Annotated in this window: 1 pseudogene; it reads right to left on the bottom strand. The window is 73.2% G+C overall.

Annotation, left to right across the window (positions count from 1 at the left end):
• Positions 1 to 456, bottom strand: a pseudogene (locus D471_RS0130010) (hypothetical protein); the annotation flags it as partial.
• Positions 457 to 497: the final 41 nt, after the last annotated feature.

Raw genomic sequence — 497 nt, 5'->3', positions numbered from 1 at the left:
CCGCCCCCCCCGCCGTTCCAGGTCGTCGACGACCTTGCGCACCACGGCGCGGGCCGACTCGCGGGCCTCGTCCGGCATCACCCGGTTCAGCGACAGCAGCGTCCCCACCAGGTGCACGTCCGGTTCGACGGCCTGCATCATCTCCGGTTCCAGCAGGAGCTGGTGCAGCCCCAGCCGGTCCATGGCGTCCTGCTGCATGACCTGCACGACCGAGGTCGGGAAGTACTCCCGAATGTCCCCGAGCCAGCGGGCCACCCGGGGCGCCGAGCCGCCGAGACCCGCGCCGCGTTCGGAGGTGAGCGCGTTCGACCCCCTACCGGCCCCCTGGTCGGACCGGTTGTACAGCGCCTCCAGCGCGCCGTCCATCCCCTGGTCGGCCGCGCTCAGGCCGGAGCACTGGGCCTCCCTGCCGAGCACCAGCCGCCAGCGGCGCTCGCGTTCGTCCACGGCGTTCACGACCCACTCCTTCCGTTGGTGAGGATGGCCGCGACGGCGGC

This window comes from Nocardiopsis lucentensis DSM 44048 (assembly GCF_000341125.1).
Lineage (GTDB): Bacteria > Actinomycetota > Actinomycetes > Streptosporangiales > Streptosporangiaceae > Nocardiopsis > Nocardiopsis lucentensis.
Note: the sequence above shows the minus strand (reverse complement) of the source record. Positions and strands in the feature narration are given on the sequence as shown.